Below are 6011 nucleotides of genomic sequence, written 5' to 3'. Positions count from 1 at the left end.
CCGCGATTCAACGCCTGCGCGCCTAACATCCAAAGAAAAAAGGCTACGCTGCCATCACTGATCTGGGGGGGTCCGGCGCCTATTACATCGCCTCAGCCGCCGACGTAATCTACGCGGACCCGGCCAGCATCGTGGGGTCCATCGGTGTGATCATGGCCGGCTTCGGTGTTCAGGAAGCCGCCGAGAAGCTGGGTGTAGAGCGTCGTGTGCTCACCGCGGGCGAAAACAAGGCGGTGATGGATCCCTTCTCCCCGATCAGCCCGGAAGACCGTAAACACATGCAGGTGATGCTGGATGAAATCCATCAGCAGTTTATTACCGCAGTGAAAAACGGTCGTGGTGATCGCTTGAAAGCGGACACCCATCCGGAAATCTTCTCTGGTCTGTTCTGGACCGGCGAGAAGGCCATGGAACTGGGGCTGGTGGATGGCCTGAAGAGCCCGGGTAATGTGGCCAGGGATGTGGTCGGGCTGGATGAGATGGTGAACTACACGGTCAGCCGTTCGCCCTTTGAAGAGTTTGTTCGCCGTTTCGGTGTGTCCATTGGTGAAGGCGTAGCTAACAAGTTGGGCCTCTCTGCGGCGCCTGAGATTCGCTGAAATAGAATGATAGCTACGAGCTACGAGCTACGAGCTTAGAAGCTACGAGCTTAGAAGCTAGAAGCTTAGAAGCTAGAAGCTAGAAGCTTAGAAGCTAGAAGCTTAGAAGCTAGAAGCTAGAAGCTAGAAGCTAGAAGCTAGAAGCTAGAAGCTAGAAGCTAGAAGCTAGAAGCTAGAAGCTAGAAGCTAGAAGAGGCGGGTTCCGAAAAGCAGCATTGCTCTCGGAGCCCGCGCTGTTGCCTTTTATAGCGGCAGAGAGATTCCTTCCGCTGCCAGAAATTCCGTCAGCAAGATCAGTGGCAGGCCCACCAGGGTGTTGGGGTCCCGGCCTTCCATGGCCTTGAACAGCACAATGCCCAGCCCTTCAGATTTGAAGCTGCCTGCGCAGTTGAGCGGCTGCTCTGCATCCACATAACGCTCGATTTGTTCGGGGCGCAGAGTGCGAAATTGCACATGGAAAGGGTCGCAGGCCACCTGAGTGCGTCCGGTGGCAGTATTGAGCAGGCACAGGCCGGTGAGAAATGTCACCCGCTTGCCGCTGGCGGCGCTGAGCTGTTCGATGGCCTTTTCCCGGGTGCCGGGTTTTCCCAGCACCTGGTCACCGATCACGGCCACCTGGTCAGAGCCGATGATCAGGGTGTCAGGGTGGGAGTCGGCAAGTGCACGGGCTTTTTCCCTGGCCAGACGCATCACCAGTGCTACCGGGGATTCGCCGGACAGGCGGGATTCATCGATATCCGGACTCTGGTGGATAAAATCCAGCCCCAGCTTGTCCAATAACTGGCGACGGAAAGGCGAGGACGAGGCAAGTAACAGGGCAGGGGTGTCAGTCATGATTATCTCCGCTTCTGGCGCGGCAGAGTGTAGTGATTTTCCCTTGATGGAAGAAGGGTTGAGGGAAGATAAAGCCGCTAAAATGAGCGGGTTCGGCCTGATTTATGCACTTGGTTCGGAAATCTTTTTCCCGGATAGGAAAAACTCTTTTGGCGTCAGCGATTTAGCTGGCCACATTAACTTTGACAGGCGGGCCTTGCGGCCCTAGAATTGCGCGCTTATGTTTTCAGGGCAACTGCCACAGTTCCTCGATCCCCGCAAATATGCGGATCAGGGTCGCGTCGTTGAGGGCCGGCTTACCGTTAGTGACCTGCCACGCCTGCAGGATTACCACGAAAGTCTGGACCAGCCAGTAGTAATTTCGCTGGCGTTCGGTCGTGATGAAGAGGGGCATCGGCGTATCGAGGGCGAGGTCAGCACGAAATTGGTGCTGCCGTGTCAGCGCTGCCTGGAGCCAGTAGCTTGTGATGTGCATGCGATCATTGATGTGGCGCTGGTACGGAACGAGGATCAGGCGAAAGCCTTGCCAAAGCGACTGGATCCCTGGCTAGTGGGTGATGACCCCATGGTACTCACCGACCTGCTTGAAGAAGAGCTGTTGCTGGCCATGCCGTTGGTGGCACTGCATGACTCTTGCCCGACAGTGTTACCGCACGAGAGCGGTAAACCTGAGAAACAGGAAAACGCGGATAACCCTTTTGCCGTTCTGGCCAAATTAAAAGGTCAAGGCAAGTAAATTCAGGCTGAATAAACGCCCGAGGAGTTCGAAATGGCTGTTCAGAAGAACCGTAAAACCCGTTCCAAGCGCGGCATGCGCCGTTCTCACGACGCGCTGACTTCTGCCGCGCTGACCGAAGATACCAACACCGGTGAAGTTCACCGTCGTCACCACATTTCCCCTGACGGCATGTACCGTGGCCGCCAGGTGATTCGTCAGGTCGAGACCGACGACGAATAAGTGACGCGGGAGCCTCGGGCTCCCGTTTTGCTGTGTGCCTGTACAGGCACCCTGAAAATCCTCCTCCGGGAGGATTTTTTGTAAGTGGACATTTTTGTAAGCGAATAAGAAGCCACCATGTTTCCATGGGCGGAAATTTGTCAGAATAGCCGCCGCTGAATTGATAACAAGGAAACAGCCCATGTCGGTTGTGACGTTGGCGGTGGATGCCATGGGGGGAGATCACGGTCTTGCCGTGACAGTGCCCGCTGTGGCAGCAATGCTTTCCCGCCAGGAACACCTGCACATTATTCTCGTCGGCCAGCCTGAACCGCTGGCGGACGCCATCAACAAGGCTGGTCTCGATGGCCATGCCCGTATCACTGTCCAGCCCGCCAGCGAACTGGTGGCCATGGATGACTCGGTGGCCGTGGCCCTGCGCCAGAAGAAAGATTCCTCCATGCGGGTGGCCATCAATATGGTCAAGGAAGGGCGCGCTCAGGCAGCGGTCAGTGCCGGTAATACCGGTGCCCTGATGGCGGTGAGCCGCTTCGTGCTCAAGACCCTGCCCGGGGTGGATCGTCCTGCCATCTGTACCGCCATTCCCACCGTGTCCGGCCACTGCCATATGCTGGACCTGGGCGCCAATGTGGATTCCGAACCCGAGCACCTATTGCAGTTTGCCCTGATGGGGCAGGCACTGGTCAATGCGGTGGATGGCGTGCGCCATCCCCGGGTGGCACTGCTCAATATCGGCGAGGAAGACATCAAGGGTAACGAGCAGATCAAGGAGGCCGCCGGCCTGCTACGTGATGCACCGAACATTAATTACGCCGGCTTTATCGAAGGTGATGGCATCTTTGCCGGTGAAGCGGATGTGGTGGTGTGCGATGGTTTTGTGGGCAATGTGTCCCTCAAGACCATGGAAGGCGTGGCCAAGATGCTCAAGAACATGATCCGTGAAGAAGCGGAGCGTTCCTGGCTGCGCAAACTCTCCGCCTTGCTGGCCTTGCCGGTGTTTCGCGGTCTGAAATCGCGCATGGACCCGGACCGATATAACGGTGCCAGCCTGGTTGGCCTGCGCGGTGTGGTGGTGAAAAGCCATGGTGGCACCACGGTGGAAGGCTTCGCCAGTGCCCTGGAAGTGGCTGAACTGGAAGCCCGTCGCAATGTGCCGGCACTGATCTGCGATGCCTTGGCACCAGTGGGCAACAGCGCGGACGCCTGAAACAGTACATTAATACTTTGTTGCAGGGTGAGCCGGACAGCCAATGGCAAAGCCGGCATACTGCGACCTGCACTTTTAAGGGGATAGTGAATGTCCAAAACTGCTTTTATTTTTCCCGGTCAGGGCTCCCAGAGCCTTGGCATGCTTGCTGACTTTGCCGACCGTCCGGCGGTGAAGCAGACCTTTCAGGAAGCCTCTGGCGCCCTTGGCCTGGATATCTGGGCTCTCTCCCAGGAAGGCCCCCAGGAAGCCCTCAACCAGACCGAAAATACCCAGCCCCTGTTGCTGACGGCGGGTGTCGCCCTGTGGCGGCTGTGGGAGCAGAGCGGCGGACCGCGCCCGGATCTGCTTGCCGGGCACAGCCTGGGTGAGTACACCGCACTGACCTGTGCCGGTGTGATCAATCTGGGTGATGCGGTGCGCCTGGTGCGTACCCGCGGACAGCTGATGCAGCAGGCAGTGGCGGAAGGTGACGGTAAAATGGCGGCGGTGCTGGGGCTGGATGATGACCAGGTTCGCGCGGCCTGTGAGCAGGCGGCGGAAGGTGACGTGGTGGAAGCGGTGAATTTCAATGCACCGGGGCAGGTGGTGATTGCCGGTTCCGCAGCCGCAGTGGAGCGTGCCATCTTCGCCTGCAAGGAAGCGGGTGCAAAACGTGCCATGCCTTTACCGGTCAGCGTGCCGTCTCACTGTGCGCTGATGAAACCGGCGGCGGATCAGCTGGCAGAAACCCTCAAGGCTACCAACTTTCATGCAGCGGAAATGCCCGTCATCAACAATGTGGACGTGGCCATGGAAACCGCACCGGAACAGATCCGCGAAGCACTGATTCGCCAGCTCTATTCACCGGTACGTTGGGTGGAAACCATTCAGGCCCTGAAAGAGCAGGGTGTCAGCCACGTGTATGAATGTGGTCCGGGCAAGGTGCTCAGTGGCCTGATCAAACGGATCGACCGGGAGATCAGTGCCCGTCCGCTGGAAACCGGAGAGGCCTTCGAGGCTGCTCTGAAAGGAGAATAAGGATGTCAGAAAAGAAAATCGCGCTGGTTACCGGTGCCAGTCGCGGCATCGGTCGCGCCATTGCCGAGCAGCTGGTTGCCGACGGCTTTTTCGTCGTCGGCACTGCCACTTCGGAAAAGGGGGCTGCGGCCATCGGTGATGCGCTGGGTGACAATGGCGCGGGCAAGGTCCTGAACGTCACCGATAAGGAATCTGTGGTCAGCACGGTAAAGAGCATCAATGACGAGTTTGGTGCACCGCTGGTCCTGGTGAACAACGCCGGCATCACTCGCGATAACATTATGCTGCGCATGAAGGATGACGAGTGGGGGGATGTCATCGACACCAACCTCAATTCTCTCTATCGGGTCAGCAAGGCGTGTCTGAAAGGGATGACCAAGGCCCGTTGGGGGCGCATTATCAATATCAGTTCCGTGGTCGGTACCATGGGCAACGCAGGTCAGGCGAACTATGCCGCTGCCAAGGGCGGAGTAGAAGGTTTCACCCGCGCATTGGCGCGGGAGCTCGGCTCACGTAACATCACAGTGAATTCCGTGGCGCCGGGCTTTATCCAGACGGACATGACGGAGGCCCTGCCGGAGGCGCAGAAAGAGGCGCTGCTGGCGGGTATTCCGTTGGGTCGTCTGGGGCAGCCTGGGGAAATTGCCAGTGCAGTTGGCTGGCTTGCCAGCGATGGTGGCGGCTACGTCACCGGGACCACTTTACATGTAAATGGCGGCATGTTTACCGGATAGCTCAAAAAATGGGCACCGGAGGGTTTCTGAAAAAGCGGTCTAATACGCTGTTTTTACAGAAGAAAATATTTGGAAAAACTTCAGGTAACGGCACTGGCTCAGTTGGGTTGCAAGCGCAAACAGCGTTCACCTAGAATAGCCGCTGACAGGTGCTAGCACACCATTAATCAGGAGAGTTATAGGATCATGAGCAGCATCGAAGATCGCGTAAACAAAATCATCGTTGAACAACTGGGTGTTAAGCCGGAAGACGTAAAACCAGAAGCGTCCTTCGTTGAAGATCTGGGTGCCGACTCCCTGGACACCGTTGAGCTGGTGATGGCCCTCGAAGAAGAATTCGAAACTGAAATTCCGGACGAAGAAGCGGAGAAAATCAACACCGTTCAGTCCGCTGTGGATTACATCAAAGCCCACAGCTGATTTCAGTTGTTGAAGCAGTACCGAGAAAGCCGCAAGGTTCTATGAACTTGCGGCTTTTTTGTTGCCGCTGAAGTCACCCCTGGTTTGTCATCATGATCAGGTAACCTGCAGGGTGTTTTTCGGTTCATTCATGGCTGAATGTTGATTTTTGCTTACACAACGGCGACGAGCATCGGGATTCTTTGTAGTAATCTTGTCGCTTAGATTGGTAGTGCCCCAACAATAAAGGATGGGAGGTA

Annotated in this window: 8 protein-coding genes and 1 pseudogene; 8 read left to right on the top strand and 1 reads right to left on the bottom strand. The window is 56.8% G+C overall.

Going from position 1 to position 6011, the window contains the following annotated elements:
• Positions 1 to 44: 44 nt before the first annotated feature.
• Positions 45 to 599: pseudogene (locus ACFE0K_RS13210) on the top strand (S49 family peptidase); the annotation flags it as partial.
• Positions 600 to 842: 243 nt separating this feature from the next.
• Here the strand turns inward: ACFE0K_RS13210 and ACFE0K_RS13205 are convergent.
• On the bottom strand, positions 843 to 1433 hold the full coding sequence (locus ACFE0K_RS13205; protein ID WP_434536500.1) for a Maf family protein: 591 nt from the start codon (positions 1431 to 1433) through the stop codon (positions 843 to 845).
• On the opposite strand from ACFE0K_RS13205, the gene ACFE0K_RS13200 reads away from it, so the two are divergent.
• From ACFE0K_RS13200 to acpP, 7 genes are all read left to right on the top strand, one after another.
• The gene (locus ACFE0K_RS13200) at positions 1432 to 1641 is read left to right on the top strand and encodes a hypothetical protein (protein WP_434536499.1); all 210 of its coding nucleotides are present in this window, start codon (positions 1432 to 1434) and stop codon (positions 1639 to 1641) included. The genes ACFE0K_RS13205 and ACFE0K_RS13200 overlap by 2 nt on opposite strands.
• 12 nt (positions 1642 to 1653) lie before the next feature.
• Complete coding sequence (locus tag ACFE0K_RS13195) at positions 1654 to 2169, top strand: YceD family protein (protein WP_434536498.1); 516 nt, start codon at positions 1654 to 1656, stop codon at positions 2167 to 2169.
• 33 nt (positions 2170 to 2202) lie between these two features.
• Positions 2203 to 2391 (top strand): 50S ribosomal protein L32, encoded by a 189-nt coding sequence (rpmF, locus tag ACFE0K_RS13190; protein WP_035247326.1) that lies wholly within the window; start codon positions 2203 to 2205, stop codon positions 2389 to 2391.
• Positions 2392 to 2572: 181 nt separating this feature from the next.
• The gene (gene plsX, locus ACFE0K_RS13185; protein ID WP_434536497.1) at positions 2573 to 3598 is read left to right on the top strand and encodes a phosphate acyltransferase PlsX; all 1026 of its coding nucleotides are present in this window, start codon (positions 2573 to 2575) and stop codon (positions 3596 to 3598) included.
• A 90-nt stretch (positions 3599 to 3688) separates the two neighbouring features.
• The gene (gene fabD, locus ACFE0K_RS13180; RefSeq protein ID WP_434536496.1) at positions 3689 to 4618 is read left to right on the top strand and encodes an ACP S-malonyltransferase; all 930 of its coding nucleotides are present in this window, start codon (positions 3689 to 3691) and stop codon (positions 4616 to 4618) included.
• A gap of 2 nt (positions 4619 to 4620) precedes the next feature.
• Positions 4621 to 5352, top strand: a complete 732-nt coding sequence (gene fabG, locus ACFE0K_RS13175) for a 3-oxoacyl-ACP reductase FabG (protein ID WP_434536495.1) — start codon at positions 4621 to 4623, stop codon at positions 5350 to 5352.
• Between the two features lie 186 nt (positions 5353 to 5538).
• Positions 5539 to 5772 (top strand): acyl carrier protein, encoded by a 234-nt coding sequence (gene acpP / locus ACFE0K_RS13170; protein WP_035247337.1) that lies wholly within the window; start codon positions 5539 to 5541, stop codon positions 5770 to 5772.
• The last annotated feature ends 239 nt before the right edge of the window (positions 5773 to 6011 follow it).

The sequence above is a fragment of the Alcanivorax sp. genome (assembly GCF_051117345.1).
GTDB lineage: Bacteria > Pseudomonadota > Gammaproteobacteria > Pseudomonadales > Alcanivoracaceae > Alcanivorax.
The sequence above is the reverse complement of the archived record's forward strand: the minus strand, read 5'-3'. Positions and strand labels throughout refer to the sequence as shown.